The sequence below is a fragment of the Actinorhabdospora filicis genome (genome assembly GCF_030269765.1).
Classification (GTDB): Bacteria; Actinomycetota; Actinomycetes; order Mycobacteriales; family Micromonosporaceae; genus Actinorhabdospora; species Actinorhabdospora filicis.
This window is the reverse complement of record NZ_BSTX01000001.1, coordinates 1,783,422-1,797,463: the sequence shown is the minus strand read 5'-3', so window position 1 is coordinate 1,797,463 and position 14,042 is coordinate 1,783,422. Positions and strand designations below refer to the sequence as shown.

Annotated in this window: 13 protein-coding genes; 4 read left to right on the top strand and 9 right to left on the bottom strand. The window is 72.4% G+C overall.

Annotated elements, in window-relative coordinates:
* Positions 1–129 precede the first annotated feature (129 nt).
* Complete coding sequence (locus QSK10_RS08385) at positions 130–1,434, top strand: PTS transporter subunit EIIC (RefSeq protein WP_285662042.1); 1,305 nt, start codon at positions 130–132, stop codon at positions 1,432–1,434.
* Positions 1,435–2,198: 764 nt separating this feature from the next.
* Here the strand turns inward: QSK10_RS08385 and QSK10_RS08380 are convergent.
* Complete coding sequence (locus QSK10_RS08380; protein ID WP_285662041.1) at positions 2,199–3,155, bottom strand: hypothetical protein; 957 nt, start codon at positions 3,153–3,155, stop codon at positions 2,199–2,201.
* A gap of 2,625 nt (positions 3,156–5,780) precedes the next feature.
* Entirely contained in the window at positions 5,781–7,157 is a 1,377-nt protein-coding gene (locus QSK10_RS08375; RefSeq protein WP_285662040.1) for a C40 family peptidase, read from the bottom strand.
* A 240-nt stretch (positions 7,158–7,397) separates the two neighbouring features.
* On the opposite strand from QSK10_RS08375, the gene mqnE reads away from it, so the two are divergent.
* Positions 7,398–8,570, top strand: a complete 1,173-nt coding sequence (gene mqnE / locus QSK10_RS08370; RefSeq protein WP_285662039.1) for an aminofutalosine synthase MqnE — start codon at positions 7,398–7,400, stop codon at positions 8,568–8,570.
* Here mqnE and QSK10_RS08365 read toward each other — a convergent pair.
* A complete protein-coding gene (locus QSK10_RS08365) occupies positions 8,552–8,977 on the bottom strand; it encodes a DUF6228 family protein (protein ID WP_285662038.1) in 426 nt (141 codons plus the stop codon). The two genes, mqnE and QSK10_RS08365, sit on opposite strands and share 19 nt — an antisense overlap.
* A 10-nt stretch (positions 8,978–8,987) precedes the next feature.
* Complete coding sequence (locus QSK10_RS08360; protein ID WP_285662037.1) at positions 8,988–9,719, bottom strand: 3-keto-5-aminohexanoate cleavage protein; 732 nt, start codon at positions 9,717–9,719, stop codon at positions 8,988–8,990.
* A gap of 70 nt (positions 9,720–9,789) precedes the next feature.
* On the opposite strand from QSK10_RS08360, the gene QSK10_RS08355 reads away from it, so the two are divergent.
* Both QSK10_RS08355 and QSK10_RS08350 read left to right on the top strand, forming a co-directional pair.
* On the top strand, positions 9,790–10,875 hold the full coding sequence (locus QSK10_RS08355) for a hypothetical protein (protein ID WP_285662036.1): 1,086 nt from the start codon (positions 9,790–9,792) through the stop codon (positions 10,873–10,875).
* 22 nt (positions 10,876–10,897) lie between these two features.
* The gene (locus QSK10_RS08350) at positions 10,898–11,278 is read left to right on the top strand and encodes a VOC family protein (protein WP_285662035.1); all 381 of its coding nucleotides are present in this window, start codon (positions 10,898–10,900) and stop codon (positions 11,276–11,278) included.
* On the opposite strand, the gene QSK10_RS08345 is transcribed toward QSK10_RS08350, so the two are convergent.
* From QSK10_RS08345 to QSK10_RS08325, 5 genes are read right to left on the bottom strand one after another with little or no spacing between them, the layout of a single operon-like run.
* Positions 11,271–11,924 carry a helix-turn-helix domain-containing protein gene (locus QSK10_RS08345; RefSeq protein ID WP_285662034.1) on the bottom strand — a complete coding sequence of 218 codons (654 nt, stop codon included), beginning with the start codon at positions 11,922–11,924 and terminating at the stop codon, positions 11,271–11,273. The genes QSK10_RS08350 and QSK10_RS08345 overlap by 8 nt on opposite strands.
* A 2-nt stretch (positions 11,925–11,926) precedes the next feature.
* The gene (locus QSK10_RS08340) at positions 11,927–12,175 is read right to left on the bottom strand and encodes a DUF4229 domain-containing protein (protein ID WP_285662033.1); all 249 of its coding nucleotides are present in this window, start codon (positions 12,173–12,175) and stop codon (positions 11,927–11,929) included.
* Complete coding sequence (locus QSK10_RS08335) at positions 12,176–12,607, bottom strand: hypothetical protein (protein ID WP_285662032.1); 432 nt, start codon at positions 12,605–12,607, stop codon at positions 12,176–12,178. It lies immediately after the preceding gene.
* 14 nt (positions 12,608–12,621) lie between these two features.
* On the bottom strand, positions 12,622–13,446 hold the full coding sequence (locus QSK10_RS08330) for a bifunctional 5,10-methylenetetrahydrofolate dehydrogenase/5,10-methenyltetrahydrofolate cyclohydrolase (RefSeq protein ID WP_285662031.1): 825 nt from the start codon (positions 13,444–13,446) through the stop codon (positions 12,622–12,624).
* Positions 13,443–14,036, bottom strand: a complete 594-nt coding sequence (locus tag QSK10_RS08325; protein WP_285662030.1) for a cyclodeaminase/cyclohydrolase family protein — start codon at positions 14,034–14,036, stop codon at positions 13,443–13,445. Before QSK10_RS08325 ends, QSK10_RS08330 begins: the two co-directional genes overlap by 4 nt.
* Between the last annotated feature and the right edge of the window lie 6 nt (positions 14,037–14,042).

Here is a 14,042-nt window from a genome sequence, read left to right as displayed (position 1 = left end):
CTGTCCGACACCCCCGGTACAGGGGTGTCACACGGGTCAACGCTCACCCGTATGTCTATTTAACCGGATTCGCCCGTGTTGTCGGACACACTGCTTATGATCTCGACAACCGACCGGGGGGTATGTCGCATGAGCGCCACAGCAGCGGCGGGGGACGCCGCCTCAGGAGGATCGAAGGTCTTCGCGTTCCTGCAGAAGTTCGGGCGCAGCCTCATGCTGCCCATCGCCGTCCTGCCCGCCGCCGCGCTTCTCCTGCGCTTCGGGCAGCCCGACATGCTCGGCAAGGACGGCCTCGGCAAACACTGGACGTGGATGCTGCCGGTGGCGAAGGTCCTCGCCGCGGCCGGGCAGGTCCTCTTCGACAACCTGCCCCTGCTGTTCGCGGTGGGCGTGGCCCTCGGGATGGCGAAGAAGGCGGACGGATCGACGGCCCTCGCGGCCGTCGTCGGCTATCTGGTCTTCGACCGCGTCACCAAGGCCATGTTCTCCGAGTCGCGCATCCGCGACCAGGTCATGGTCACCATCCTCAAGGCGGACGGCACCAGCCAGCTGAAGGTGGACATCGGCGCGGCCAACCCCACCGGCGTCCTCGGCGGCATCATGATCGGCGTCATCGCCGGACTGCTGTGGCAGAAGTACCACCGCATCAAGCTGCCCAGCTGGCTGTCATTCTTCGGCGGCCGCCGCTTCGTCCCGATCATCACCGCCGTCACCGCGATGCTGCTCGGCGTGGTCTTCGGCTGGATCTGGCCCGTCGTCGGCTCCTGGATCGCCAGCTTCGGCGACTGGGTGACCGAGAACGGCGTGGTCGGCGCCGGCATCTACGGCGTCGTCAACCGCCTCCTGCTGCCCATGGGCCTCCACCACATCATCAACTCGATCGTGTGGTTCACGATCCCCACCTGCGACGTCAACGGCGTGGTCGCCCACGGCGACCTGAACTGCTACTTCGCCGGGCAAGACGGCGCCGGCACCTTCATGGCCGGCTGGTTCCCCGTCCTGATGTTCGGCATCCCCGGCGCCGCCCTCGCCATGTGGCGAGCGGCCCGCCCCGCCAACCGCGCGGTCGTCGGCGGCCTGATGATCTCCGGTGCCCTCACCGCCTTCGTCTGCGGCATCACCGAGCCCGTGGAGTACTCGTTCATCTTCGTCGCGCCACTGCTCTTCGGCATCCACGTGGTCCTGAGCGGCGTGTCCCTGGCCCTGGTAACGGCCCTCGACATCAAGATCGGCTTCGGCTTCTCCGCCGGACTCATCGACTACCTGCTCAACTTCAGCAAGTCGAACACCCACAAACCACTGCTGCTGTTGCTGATCGGCGTCGTGTACTTCGCGGTCTACTTCCTGATCTTCTACGTGCTGATCAAGAAACTGAACCTGCCGACACCCGGACGCGAAGCAGAAGGCGAAGACGAGAAGGAGAACACGGCCTGACCCGCCGGGCAGGGCCCGGCGGGAAGGTCGGCGGAGGACCGGTCGCGCGAGCGGCCGGTCCTTTCGCGGGAGTGGGGGTGGGGTGGGGGTGGGGTGGGGGTGGGGTGAGGCCGCGAGATGACTGGCTGGCAACGGGGTCAAAACCCGGGCACGGACCGAAGCTCGTTGTTTTAGACCCGGGCACACTGATTGGCTTGCTACGGGGTCAGAACCCGGGTGGGGACGAGAGCTTGTTGTTTTAGACCCGGGCCGAAGACAAGCCGCAGGCCGCACGACAACACGAACCCGGGACCAGCTTGTGCGGGGGCTGTCTCGGGATAGGAGAGGATCCTCCCTCGGTCGGCCGGATGGTTCTTCGAACGAGGGTTCTCGGGGTGTCAAGCCGCGTTCTTTGGCTTGACACCCCGGGGTTCATCGTTCACCGTCGCAAAGGCCGAGCGGGGGTGGAGCCTCCCGAGAGAGGTCCGGCGTCCAGGGGCCGCACCCCTGGTCGGGTCCTAGGGGTGAAACCCCTGACCAGACGGCGACCGTGTCATAGCCGCAGCGTAGTGGATACATCGAACACGGACGATCCGCGGGGCGCCAGACAAGAAGCGCGACGAGCCACAACAGGCGTCGGAAACACACGACCCCCAGCCTGGAGACGGCCACGAAGACCAGCCGAAACGGTCCCGGGTGACGGGTAACGGGTGATGAGGACGGCCGCACAAGACCCCCCAAAACAAAAGAGCCCCACCGTCCACCGGTGGGGCTCTTTCACTCTCCTACTGCCTGGGCTCCCCGCCCGGCGCCATAGGTGGCCAAGGCATCTCCTCCGGCGGACGACCGTAGGTGCGAGGCGTCGCCATCGGCAAGCGGGCCGGGAGCTCCTCGGCGGTCAGCCGGTTGGCGGCCGGAACGGTCGCAATACCGCGCGCAGCCGCACCAGGGTCACCGGTCGGCGGCGGCACGGCGGCCGACTCCGAGAACCACGAGTTCCCGTTCTCAGCCGAACCCGAACCCGAGACCGGAACCGAAGCCGGAGCCGGAGCCGAGGCCGAGGCCGAAGCCGAAGCCTCAACCGGCGGCGGAGCAAAAGGCTCGGCCAAAGACGCCCAAGCGTTCCCAGACCCCTGCGGCTGCGCCGGTTCAGGCGTATTCCACTCATCCGGGATCGGCGCAGGCTGGAAGACCGGAGGCTTCTCCGGCTCCGGAGCGGGCTCCGGGTCAAAGCTCGACCGCGGCTCACTACCGGGAACGGCGAACGCGGGCGGCGGCTCCGGGAAAGCCGAAGGCCCCGGAGCGGGCTCAGGATCGAAACTGGACCGCGCCTCATCACCGGGAACGGCGAAGGACGGCGGCTCCGGAGCCGACTCAAAGCTCGGCCGCGACTCCTCGGCGGGAACCGCGAAGGAAGGCGAGGGCTCGGGATCGAAGCTCGATCGCGGCTCACCGCCGGGAACGCCGAAGGAAGGCGCCGGGTCGGCAGCCTGCGGGGCGAACGGCTCGGGATCGAAGCTGGACCGCGCCTCACCGCCGGGCACCCCGAAAGAGGGCGCCGGTTCAGCAGCCTGCGGCGCAAAGGCCGGTTCCGCATCGAAGTTCGACCGCACCTCGCCACCCGGCACCCCAAACGAAGGCGCCGACTCAGCAACCGGCGAAGCCGAAGCCCCCTCGTCCTCATCCCCCTCAGGCACGTCCGCCGCGAGCCCGGCCAGCGTCGCCCGGTCCTCCTCCGACATCTCCGGCTCCGGGCCACCGGACGCGGGTGCCGCGCCCTCCCAGATCGCGCCATCGGCGGGCGGAGGGGGCGGCGGAGCGTCGTCGGGGTCCCCAGCCGGGGCGGGAGCGGCCGCGTCGAGGCGCTCCCCGACCGGCGGGGGCTCGGGAAGCGGGGGGAGCTCCCAGTCCTCGTCGCGGTCGGAAAGGTCGCGCTCGACCGACGGAAGCCGCGGCAGGTCGTCGTCGTCGGGCTCACCGGGACGGCGCACGTCGTCGTCGGACGCGCCGAACGACGGCGGAGGCGGCGCCCAGCCACCGGCGTCCGGGGAGGACGACGGGGGCGCGAACCCGGGTGGTGCGAAGGCGGGTGCGGCATCGGCCGACGGCGGAGCGAAGTCCGGTGGCGGCGGGCCGAACCCGGGCGGCGGAGGCGGAGGCGCGCCGAAGTCGCCACCGGGAGGCGGCGGGAACGCGCCCGGGCCACCCGGCGGAGGCGGTGCGAACTCGCCACCGGGCGGGGGACCGAAGTCGCGGGGGCCGCCGGACGGAGGGTAGTCCCCGCCGGGAGGCGGGCCGAAGTCGCGGGGAGCGCCCGGAGGCGTCCCGAACTCCGGCGGCGGGCCGAACCCGGGCGGCGGCGGGAAGCCACCACCGGGAGGCGGCGGGGGCGCGCCGAAGTCGCCTCCGGGGGGAGGCGGGGGACCGAAGCCACCGCCGGGCGGCGGGCCGAAGTCGCGCGGGCCACCGGAGGTGGGCGCGTTCGGCGGGTAGCCGGGCACGGGCGGAGGCGACGGGTGGTCCTGGGGACGCCCGAAGTCCGGCGGGGGCGGACCCCAGCCCGGGCCGCCCGAGGTGGGCGCGTTCGGCGGCGGGAAGCCACCCGGAGCGCCGGGAGGCGGGGGGTAGTCGCCGGGACCACCGGGGGGCGGGAAGCCTCCGCCGGGAGGCGGCGGGTAGTCACCGGGGCCGCCGGGAGGCGCGAAGTTCCCGGGCGGGGGACCGAAGTCGCGCGGGCCGTCGCCGTCCCGGACCGGCGGAGGCGGCGGACCGCCCCAGCCGCCACCACCGGAGGTGGGGGCGTTCATGGGCGGCGGAGGTCCACCCCAGGCGGGTCCGCCGGACGTGGGCGCGCCCGGAGGCGGGCCGAAGTCACGCGGGCCGCCGGGGGCCGGCGGGTAGTTCCCGGGCGGCGGGGGCCCGAAGTCGCGGGGGCCGTCGCCGTCGCGCATGGGCGGCGGAGGCCCGCCCCAGGCGGGTCCGCCGGACGTGGGCGCGCCGGGGGGCGTGCCGAAGTCGCCGGGAGGCGGCGGGAAGTTGCCCGGGCCGCCAGGGGGCGGCGGGTAGTTCCCGGGAGGGGGAGGCCCGAAGTCGCGCGGGCCGGGCGGGAAGTCGCCGTCGCGCATGGGCGGCGGAGGTCCACCCCACGCCGGTCCACCGGAGGTCGGCGCGCCGGGGGGCGTGCCGAAGTCGCCGGGAGGCGGCGGGTAGTCACCGGGACCGCCGGGAGGCGCGAAGTTCCCGGGCGGCGGCCCGAAGTCGCGGGGGCCGTCGCCGTCGCGCATGGGCGGCGGAGGTCCACCCCACGCCGGTCCACCGGACGTGGGCGCGCCCGGAGGCGTGCCGAAGTCGCCCGGGGGAGGCGGGAAGTTGCCCGGGCCGCCGGGAGGCGGCGGGTAGTTCCCCGGAGGCGGGGGACCGAAGTCGCGCGGGGCGTCGCCGTCACGTGGGCCGGGTGGGAAGTCGCCGTCACGCATGGGCGGAGGCGGCGGACCGCCCCAGCCGCCGCCACCGGAGGTGGGGGCGTTCATGGGCGGCGGGGGAGCACCCCACGCGGGTCCACCGGAGGTGGGCGCGCCGGGAGGCGTGCCGAAGTCGCCGGGCGGCGGGAAGCCACCGCCGGGAGGCGGCGGGTAGTTCCCGGGAGGGGGAGGCCCGAAGTCGCGCGGCGCGTCGCCGTCGCGCGGGCCGGGCGGGAAGTCACCATCGCGCATGGGCGGCGGAGGTCCACCCCACGCCGGTCCACCGGACGTGGGCGCGCCGGGCGGCGGGCCAAAGTCACCGCCGGGAGGCGGGCCGAAGTCGCGAGGGGCACCAAAATCACCGGGTCCCCCGGGAGGCGGCGGGCCGAAATCACCGGGTCCACCAGGTCCACCAGGTCCCCCGGGAGGCGGCGGGCCGAAATCACGGGGTCCACCGGGTCCACCCGGTCCCCCGGCAGGCGGCGGGAAGTCATTCCCCGCCCCGGCCGGCGGCCAGCCCCGGCCATCACCGGGCGGCGGCGGGGCGGCGTTCCAGGGGTTCGCCGGTTCCGGCGCGGGCGCCTGCCAGTCGTCGCGGTCGGCGTGCCAAGACGTGTTGGTGTGCGGCTCGGGGGGAGGCGGAGGTGTCGCGTACGGCGCAGCGCTCCCCATGGGGGGATTCACGTACAGGCCGCACTGCGGGCAGCGTTCCGCGGCGGCGTGCACCTGCGCTCCGCAAGCGGCACAGGTTCGGTTACCCATCAAAGCCCTCCAGGCCGAAGCTTGCCAGGTACTTCCCACCGTGCCACATCACCGCAAGCCGGTGTGGGGCTCAGTCGTTCGTCCAGCATTCCCGATCACGATCCGTAACCGGTCGCTGCCGTACGTTCGGTTCGTCCTCGCTCACTACGTGGACGGGACGATCGAGCTGGAACCGGGCTCTTCCCGACCGGAGCCGCCCGTGTTGTCCCCGGGCGGCGCGGCGGCCGCGGGCGAGGAGGACGGGTCGACGACCGGCGAGCTCGACGGGGGCGTCGTCGGCGGGGTGGTCGGAGGCGTCGTCGGAGGTGTGGTGGGCGGGGTGGTCGGCGGCTTCGTGGACGACGGCGGCGAGGTCGGGTTGGACGTGCCGCCGGGGTTGGAGGTGCTGGAGCCGTCGTCGTCGGCCTTGACGGCCTTCAGGGGACGGGTGGCGCCGAAGTAGTCGTCGAAGCGGACGACCGAGGTCTTCACGAGCTGGCCGGCGGTGGGCGCCTCGATCATCTTGCCGTCGCCGATGTACATGGCGACGTGGTAGATGGAGGTCCAGTCGGTGGCGCGGTCGCCGTAGAAGAGGAGGTCGCCGGGCAGCAGGTAGTCCGGCGTGATCGTCTGGATCGCCGAGGTGATGTGGTACTGGTCGTTGGCGATGCGGGGGATGGACACGCCGACGGAGTTGTAGGCGGCCCAGGTCAGCCCGGAGCAGTCGAAGCTGTCGGGCCCCTCGGCGCCCCACACGTACGGCTTGTTCAACTGCTTGAAGGCGAACTGGACGGCCTGGATCGCCTTCGGGTTGGCCTGGTAGCCCTTGACCTTGGACGACAGGTTGCCCTGGTACTGCTTGGCGAAGTCGGCGCGGGCGCGCTCGGCGTCGGCGAGGGCCTTCTGGTTGTCCTGGACGAGCTTGGTGACCTCGGCGTTGAGCGTGTTGAACGAGGTGCGCAGCTGCGTGTCGCGCTGCCCGGCGATGGTCTGGGCGGCGATGGCGGCGTCGAAGGCGGCCTGCGACTCGGCGAGCTCGGCGCGGGCGACGGCGAGCTGCTCGGTGACCGCGTCGGTGGTGTCCTGGGGGCCGATGCCGAGGTCGGGGGTGGCCTGGCTGTCGGTGTACTTCTTGGCGGCGACGTCGCCGGCGGCCTGCTCCAGGGCGGCGACGGTGGCCTTGTCCTGGGCGAGCATGCTGGACACGGCGGTGGTCCACTGGACGCGGTCGGCGAGGTCGGCGGCGGAGCCCTTGGCCTGTTCGGCGAGTTTGGCCAGCTCGGTGGTCTTGACCGAGATCTGGGTCGCGAGTGGACCGACGCCGGGGATGCTGGTCCCGGTGGGCGGCAGGCCGGTGCCGGTGCCGGGGTTGTTGGGGGCGGTGACGGACCCGGGCTGGGCGCCCTTGGCGGGCGGCGCGCTGATCCCGTTCGGGTCGGCGAGGGCCTGGGTGGCCGGGAGGGCCGCGCTCAGGATCATCGCCGTGCCGAAGATGAGAAGGACTCGTCCGGCTTTGCGGGCGGGTGTCCACATCGGTCGCATGTATGCCGTCTCCCTCGTGTCGCCGCCTAAAGCCTGCGTGCTTTATGAGTCCGGGCGGCATCGTGCGCGTTGCCACCGTACGACGGGAAAGCCAGATCACACCAGTGCGGGACGCAAACTGAGTGAATCTTATACGCATTTCGGGCACCGGTCCGGGGCTCGCCGGATCATGCCGAAGGGCCCGGCAGTAGTCTCGCTTCCGTACGTACGTGAACGCGGTAATGATGCGAGGCGGCAGGGATGACGGACAAGTCCTTTCGGGCATCCATCGAGGAAAAGGTTGCGGCCGGCGAGCGCCTCACCCGTGAGGACGGCGTCGCCCTCTACGAGTGCGACGATCTCGCGTGGCTGGGCGGGCTGGCGCATCAGGTGCGCGTCCGCAAGAACGGCGAGCGGGTCATGTTCAATGTCAACCGGCATTTGAACCTCACCAACGTGTGTTCGGCGTCCTGCGCCTACTGCTCCTTCCAGCGCAAGCCGGGGGAGAAGGACGCGTACACGATGCGCGTCGAGCAGGCCGTGGAGCTGGCCAAGCAGATGGAGGGCGACGCCCTCACCGAGCTGCACATCGTGAACGGGCTCCACCCGACCCTGCCGTGGAAGTACTACCCGCGCGTGCTGAGCGAGCTGAAGAAGGCGCTCCCGTCGGTCAACCTCAAGGCGTTCACCGCCACCGAGGTCCAGTGGTTCGAGAAGATCTCCGGCCTGGGCGCCAGTGAGATCCTCGACGAGCTGATCGAGGCGGGCCTGGAGTCGCTGACCGGTGGTGGCGCCGAGATCTTCGACTGGGAGGTCCGCCAGCACATCGTCGACCACGACTGCCACTGGGAGGACTGGTCGCGCATTCACCGACTCGCCCACGAGAAGGGCCTGCGGACTCCGGCGACGATGCTCTACGGGCACATCGAGGAGCCGCGTCACCGTGTCGACCACGTGATGCGCCTGCGTGAGCTGCAGGACGAGACCGGTGGCTTCGCGGTGTTCATCCCGCTGCGCTACCAGCACGACTTCGTCGACTCCAAGGACGGCAAGATCCGCAACAAGCTCCAGGCGCGGACGACGATGGCGTCCCCGGCGGACTCGCTGAAGACCTTCGCGGTCTCCCGGCTGATGCTGGACAACTTCGACCACGTCAAGTGCTTCTGGGTCATGCACGGCCTGTCGGTGGCGCAGCTGTCGCTCAACTTCGGTGTGGACGACCTGGACGGCTCGGTGGTCGAGTACAAGATCACCCACGACGCCGACTCCTACGGCACCCCGGACAAGATGGGCCGCGAGGACCTGCTGGAGCTCATCCGCGACGCCGGTTTCCAGCCGGTCGAACGCAACACCAAGTACGAGGTCGTGCGCGAGTACGACGGCCCGGTCTCGATGGCCGAGCGCCGCGCGGTCCCTCAGGACGTCTGGTCGTAGCCGAGGACCAGATCGATCGCTTCCCGGAGCCCCTCCGCGACACCGCGGAGGGGCTCTCCCGTTGGCAGGACCGTCACGACGGTGAAGGCCCAGGCCTGGTGCAGCCGCTGGCTGCTGAGGACCCAGCGCAGCCGGACGCGTCCACGGCCCTCTGGAGCCGCGGTCACCGACAGGCGCGCGTCGATGGACCGCCAGGATCCGGCGCCGCCCTCGGCGAGCGCGTCGAAGAAGTCGGCGAGTCCGTCGGTGGAGGTGTCGGCGACGCTCAGGCGCAGGTCCACATCGGTCCCGGTGGCGGCGATGACCAGTTCGACGACGCCGTCGCCGGAGTCGTCGGCGGCGACCTCGGCCACGCGCAGCCGCACGTCGCCCGCTAAGGGCTCGCCGAGCTCGATGCCGTCGTCCACACGCCGAAACCTAGACCGCGCGGGCCAGGCGGACAAGCTCGGCGTTGCCGCTGACCTGCTGCCCGGCGGGGCCGGTGACGGTGTCCTCAAGGCCGATGCGGGTGGCCAGGCCCAGCCCGGCGGCCATCTTCACCATCGGCCACGTGGACGCCTCGTCGCCGTGGAGGAGCCGCGGGTTGTCCACGCCGAGCTCGTCGAGGCGGGTGATGATGCGCCCGGCCAGTCCCGGCGCGACCTCCGGGGGGACGCCGATGAGCTCGACGAGGACCCGCAGGCAGCGCGGCGCCAGGCCGCTGTCGCGCAGGGTCTCGGCGTCCTCGGTGGACCAGACGCCGGCCTCGACGCCGATGCCGAGGTCCAGCAGCTGCGCGGCGAGGGCCATCGAGCCGGGCTCGCCGACGTTGACGGAGGCGAAGTCGGGGCGGGCGGTGGGCTCCAGGTCGGCCCAGGTGGCGATGGTGCGGCGGCGGCGCTCGGGGTCGCCGTCGCTGATCCACAGGCCCGTGGACACGCCCAGGGGGATGCCGGGGCAGGTCTCGCGGACGGCGAGTACGGCCTCGGCGACGTGGGGGGCGTCGAGGGTCTCTGCGCCGTCGGGGGTGCGGGCGTGCATGTGGACGGCCGACGCTCCGGCCGCGACGGCCGTGGCGGCGTCGGCGGCGAGCTCGGCGGCGGTGAGCGGCACCGAGGGGTGATCGGCTCGCAACCGCCCGCCGTTGAGGCACACCTTGATCAGCACCACGCGATCATTCCACTGCGGGGACGTGAAAACCACTGCGCGAATCGGCCGCAGCGGCATTAACCTCGCTGCTGTGACCGACGTCAACGACACCCTAGCCCGCGCGGGCGCCCTTATCGGAGCCGAGCTGACCGAGGGGGCCGATCTCGGCGGTTCGCGGCGAAGCCTGACACTCCGGGCGCATCGTGCCGACGGCTCGTCGGTGATCGTGAAGGCCTACGACCCCGGGCAGCCGTACGCGGCCTCGGCTTTCGTGCGCGAGGCGGCCGGGCTGTCCTTCCACTCCGGCGGTCCGGAGCTGCTGGGCGCCGACGGGGACGCGCTGATGACGGTCATGGCCGACCTGGGCGACTGGCCGAGCCTGGTCGACCGGCTGCTGGCCGGCGACCCCGCCGCGGCCACCGAGGGCCTACTGGCCTGGGCGCGCGCCTACGGCGAGATGGGCCGGGCGTCCCTGGGGCGTGAGGACGAACTGGACGCGCTGCGCGAGAAGTTCGCCATCGACGGCGACGACGATCCGGCCCTGTGGGACGCGCCGAAGCTCGCCCGCCTGCGCGGGCTCCTCGACGGCGTCGGCATCACCACCTCGGCGGCCTTCGCCAGCGAGGTCGACGACCTGAACGTGCTGTCGACGATCGGCCCGCGCGTGTTCTCCCCCGGCGACATCTGCCCGGACAACAACCTGCTCACCGGCGACGGTTTCCGCGCCATCGACTTCGAGGGCGCCGGGTACCGCTCGGCCTACCTCGACGCCGCCTACGTCACGATGCCCTTCGCGACCTGCTGGTGCGTCTTCGCGCTGCCCGCCGAGGTCGTCGCGGCCGTCTCCGACGAGTACTGGACGGCGCTGCTGGGCCGTCCCGCCCGGCGCGGCGAGAGCGAAGGCGTGCGGCTGGCCGTCGTCCACTGGACCCTGGACATGCTCACCTGGCTGATGGAGCGCGCCTTCGCGGGCGACGAGCCGATGGGCCGGGGCCGGGCGGTCGTCTCGTCGATCCGGCAGGTCCTGCGCCACCGCCTGGACACCGTCGCGACGATGCTGGACGGCCTGCCCGCCATCGCCGCCGTCATCGAGGCCCTCCGCGAGCGCACCGACGGCTGGCCGCGCATCGAGCGCTACCCCGCCTACACGACCGATTCGTACAAGCCGGGGACCTGATCACGCCCGTAGCGTCGTCGGCATGAGACTGAACGCGATCGAGATCCTCACCGTCGACATGCCGGCCTCCCTCGCCTTCTACCGGCTGCTGGGCCTGGACATCCCCGCCGAGATGGACGCCGAGGGCCACGTCGAATGCGACTTCGGCGCCTTCAAGCTGATGTGGGACACCGTGGAGTCGGTCCGCTCGTTCCTGCCCGGGGTCCAGGTCGTGCCGGGCGGGCGGATGTCCCTGGCCTTCCAGTGCGACACCGCCGAGGAGGTCGACGCCGCCTACGAGCGCGTCACCGCCGCGGGCGCGAAATGCCACCTGGAGCCCTTCGACGCCGTCTGGGGCCAGCGCTACGCCGCCGTGTCCGACCCCGACGGCAACGGCGTGGACTTCTACGCCCGGCTCAGCTGAGCAGCGCGCCCATCGTCGTCCCCGCCAGGCCGCGGACGTCGCGCGCCAGGTGTGCCTGATCGGCGTACCCCGCGCGCGCCGCGGCCTCGGCGTAGGCGACACCGCCGCGCGCCAGGTCCAGCGCCCGCGTCATGCGGAAGATCCGGCCGAGGGTCTTCACGCCGTACCCGAAGGACGCCAGGGCCCGCCGGTGCAGCTGCCGCTCGCCCAGGTTCACCGCCCCGGCGATGGCGGCCACGCCCTCACCGGCCCGCGCCCGCGACACCACCGCGGCGATCAGCCGGTCGGCGGGCGGCGTCGGCACCGCGCCCAGCACCTCCGCCGGGTCCTCGCCGTACTCCAGCCGCGCGATCAGGTCCCCGGCGTCGAAGACGTCCTCGGCGGCCACCCGCGCGTCCCGCAACTCCACCGCCGGCACCCCCAGCACCAGCGGCGCCAGGCCCGGGTCGAAACGCACCCCCGTGTAGGACGCCCCCGGCGCACCCGTCGCGTACTGCGCCCGCGAGTCCGGGCCCGCCACGATCAGCCGCCCGCCGGTCCAGATCAGGTCCATCGACCCGTCGGGCAGGATCACCTGCGGACCGGCCGCCGCCACCGGCGCCCGCTCCCACAGGACGCCGCCGGGCACCGGCCGCTCGCGGTACACGTCTAGTCGTCGTCCCCGGCCAGCGCCGCCCGCATGCGCTCCTTCTCCTCGCGGCGCTTGGCCACCGCGCCGCCGATGGCCTCGCTGGCCTGGTCGCGCCACTTCTTCAGCACGAAGATCGACAGGATCATCGAGGCCAGCAGCGCGATCATCAGCTTGACCAGCGGGTTCAGCGTGAACGGCCACACGATCGCCGCGCACACCGCGAACACGCCCAGCCGGCCCAGGCCGTACTTGAATGCGGGACTCATCTAAACCTCTCGTCCGATCATCCGGATCCCGGTGAACCACAGGATCGTGTACACCACCACCGACACCGCCGCGCCCAGCGCGCCCGACAGCAGGTCCAGCCAGCCCGAGGGCATCGCCATCGCGATGCCCAGACCGGCGACCGTGCCCAGGACGACGGCGGCGATGAAGACCGGGACCCGGTACTTCGTGCCCGACCAGGCGCGGAAGTCGTCGATGAAGATGAACGCGGCCAGCGTCACGCTGATCCAGCCGGAGATGTGCCCGAACTCGCCGAAGTCGAAGCCGGAGAAGATCAGGTCGACGATCGCCAGCAGCACGAACGTGAACAGGGTCGCCCCGAGCACGGCCGCGAGGTACTCGGCGAGGGACTCCACGCGCCCGCGCTCGTCACGCGGGGGGAACTTCGCCGGGGTCTTCGTTTCCTCTTTCATCGCCTTCGATGGTCTCACGCGCGCGAGGCCTCGACCGTGTGCGCCAGCAGTAGCGCGGTGGTGACCGGTCCCACGCCGCCCGGGACGGGCGTGACGGCGCCCGCGACGCCGCTCACGTCGGCCACGTCGCCGACGAGCCCGCCGTCCTCGGTGGCGTTGGTGCCGACGTCGATGACGACCGCGCCGGGACGCAGATGCGCGGCGGTGATCAGGCCGGGACGCCCGGCGGCGGCCACCACCACGTCGGCGGTGCGCGTGACGGCCGCCAGGTCGGCGGTCCGGGAGTGCGCGACGGTGACCGTGGCGTCGCGGGCCAGCAGCAGGTGCGCCAGCGGCTTGCCGACGACGTTGGAGCGGCCCACGACCGTCACCGTCTTCCCCGGCAGCTCCACGCCGTGGTGGTCCAGCAGCGCCATGACCGCCTCGGCGGTGGCCGGGGCGAACGCGGGCAGGCCCGCCGCGAGCAGCCCCAGCGACAGCGGATTGGCCCCGTCGACGTCCTTGACGGGGTCGATCGCGCGGGCCAGCTCCTCCAGGCGCGCGCCCTTCGGCAGCGGCGTCTGGAGCATCAGGCCGTGCACCGACTCCTCGGCCGACAGGCCCGCCAAGGTCGCCTCGACCTCCTCCGGGGAGGCCCCGGCGCCAAGGTCGACGACCTGGCAGTCCAGGCCGGTCCTGGCCGCCGCCGCCGCGATCGAGCGCACGTACCAGGCGGAGGACTCGTCATCGGTGGCGACCACGACCGCCAGCCTCGGCGTGACCAGCGCGCCCTCACAGGCGCGCTTCGCCTCGGCGCGGATCGCGGCCGCGAGGTCCTTGCCGGACAGCACCCCGGTCACTTCAGTCCCTCCCGGACGGCCTCGGTCACCGCGGCGGCGCGGCGGGCGATGTCATCGACCCCGGCGGCCACCCCAGCCAGCTCGGCGCGCGCCCCGGCGTCCTTGATGCCGCCCAGGTTGATCTCGATGTTGACGCGCGCGGTCGTCGCGGCCGCGCGGGCGGCCTCGGTGGCGGCGGCGACGTCGGTGATGACGTTCTTGTTGCCGATCGGCAGCAGCTCCTCGGCCAGCTCCACCAGCCGCGCGGCGGTGGCGACCACCTCGGCCGGCGGACGCGCGGCGCCCACCAGCGAGGCGGCGATCATCGCCGAGCGCGCCGCCTTCTCCTCATCGGTGGCCTTCGGCAGCTTGTAGGCGTCGGTGACGGCGGTGAACGCCTCGGCGTCCTCGGCGGCCAGCGCCACCGCCCGCTCCCGCAGGGCGTCGGTGGCGTCGATGACGTGCTGAACGGGCGGATTGGTGTACCGGGCGACCATCCCGAGGAGGGCCGCGGCCTGTGCGGCGTGCAGGGCCGCCGTCGCGCCGCCACCGGGGGCGGGGACGCGGGCGGCGAGGGCTTCCAGGAAGCCGCCGATCGTTTCATCGCGCATGTCGGC

Bases quoted from the DNA above. Each gene is read 5' to 3' on its own strand.
- QSK10_RS08385 (WP_285662042.1), top strand. From the start codon at position 130: ATGAGCGCCACAGCAGCGGCGGGGGACGCCGCCTCAGGAGGATCGAAG.
- QSK10_RS08380 (WP_285662041.1), bottom strand. From the start codon at position 3,155: ATGTCGGAGGAGGACCGGGCGACGCTGGCCGGGCTCGCGGCGGACGTG.
- QSK10_RS08375 (WP_285662040.1), bottom strand. From the start codon at position 7,157: ATGCGACCGATGTGGACACCCGCCCGCAAAGCCGGACGAGTCCTTCTC.
- mqnE (WP_285662039.1), top strand. From the start codon at position 7,398: ATGACGGACAAGTCCTTTCGGGCATCCATCGAGGAAAAGGTTGCGGCC.
- QSK10_RS08350 (WP_285662035.1), top strand. From the start codon at position 10,898: ATGAGACTGAACGCGATCGAGATCCTCACCGTCGACATGCCGGCCTCC.
- QSK10_RS08340 (WP_285662033.1), bottom strand. From the start codon at position 12,175: ATGAGTCCCGCATTCAAGTACGGCCTGGGCCGGCTGGGCGTGTTCGCG.
- QSK10_RS08335 (WP_285662032.1), bottom strand. From the start codon at position 12,607: ATGAAAGAGGAAACGAAGACCCCGGCGAAGTTCCCCCCGCGTGACGAG.
- QSK10_RS08325 (WP_285662030.1), bottom strand. From the start codon at position 14,036: ATGCGCGATGAAACGATCGGCGGCTTCCTGGAAGCCCTCGCCGCCCGC.